At 45.5% G+C, this 1,331-nt stretch carries 2 protein-coding genes; both read left to right on the top strand.

Annotated features, from left to right (window positions below):
* The first annotated feature begins 133 nt into the window (after positions 1 to 133).
* The gene (locus HGG78_RS18780; RefSeq protein ID WP_053308893.1) at positions 134 to 652 is read left to right on the top strand and encodes an Hcp family type VI secretion system effector; all 519 of its coding nucleotides are present in this window, start codon (positions 134 to 136) and stop codon (positions 650 to 652) included.
* 144 nt (positions 653 to 796) lie between these two features.
* A partial coding sequence (locus HGG78_RS18775) for a contractile injection system protein, VgrG/Pvc8 family (RefSeq protein ID WP_254068266.1) occupies positions 797 to 1,331 on the top strand: 535 nt, incomplete at its 3' end.

Here is a 1,331-nt window from a genome sequence, read left to right as displayed (position 1 = left end):
TTGCTCGATATGTTTTATTTGTCAGTATAACTCATTGAAATTAAACAATCTTAAGGTTGGCATCGACCTTGCTCTATAGGTGATGAATTTGCGCAAAATACATTCATCATTTAAGTAAAGTAAGGAATTTGCAATGCCAACTCCATGTTATATCTCTATCGACGGCGAAACTCAGGGTCTTATCACTGCGGGCGCTCTATCTACTGATTCTATCGGCGATGCATTCGTTGAAGGTCATGAAGACCAAATGTTAGTTCAACAATTTGACCACGTGGTAACCGTCCCAACTGACCCACAATCTGGTCAGCCTTCTGGTCAACGTGTTCATAAGCCATTCAAATTTACCGTAGCGCTAAATAAAGCGGTTCCGCTTCTTTACAACGCATTGGCGTCTGGTGAGAAGATGAAATCGGTTGAGCTAAAATGGTACCGCACCTCTATCGAAGGTAAGCAAGAAAACTTCTTCACCACCAAACTGGAAAGCGCGTCTATTGTAGACATTCAATGTGAAATGCCACACTGCCAAGATCCAACTAACTCTGATTTCACGCAAAACGTTACGGTATCAATGTCTTACCGTAAAATCCTGTGGGATCACATCAACGCTGGTACTTCAGGCTCAGACGACTGGCGCAAGCCTGTTGAAGCGTAATCACGCTTAGTTTTGGGGTCGCTCGTTCGTGTTTCATGTCCTTGGGGTGGGCGACCCACATTGGAACCTTAAGCTCAGTACATAGCATTTTGTTGTGTATTGAGCTTAAGGTTTTTCGACATTCAAATGTGGAAGGGAAGAGAAATGGCGACGTTAAGTTTTAGGCTCAAAGTGGATGGGTTGGCAGACGACACCTTAGTGGTGCGTGAATATCAAGGGGTCGAATCGCTGTCGGATAAGCCCTTAGATAATGGTCAAACCTGTTACGGTTTTCGCTACGAGATAAAACTGGCGAGTCGTCAATCAACCCTCAAAGCTGTGCAGCTGGTGGATAAACCGGCGCAGTTAGAGATGCTGCGTGATGGCATTGTAATACAGCGCGTGCATGGCATTATTCGTCAATTTAGCAAGGGCGATATTGGTCATCATCATACGTTTTACTCGCTGACTTTAGTGCCAGCGTTAGAGCGTTTGTCGCTGCGCCACAACAGCCGTATCTTTCAGCTCAAAACGGTTCCAGAAATCCTCTCTGTGTTGCTGCAAGAAATGGGTATTAACGATTACGCGTTCTCGCTCAAGCGTGAAGCGACCCAGCGAGAATTCTGCGTGCAATACCGAGAAACCGACCTCGATTTTCTGCATCGTTTGGCGGCAGAAGAAGGTTTGGTGTATAGCGTTA

This window comes from Vibrio aestuarianus (assembly GCF_012395185.1).
GTDB classification, from domain to species: Bacteria; Pseudomonadota; Gammaproteobacteria; order Enterobacterales; family Vibrionaceae; genus Vibrio; species Vibrio aestuarianus.
This window is presented reverse-complemented; position numbering and strand designations above follow the sequence as displayed.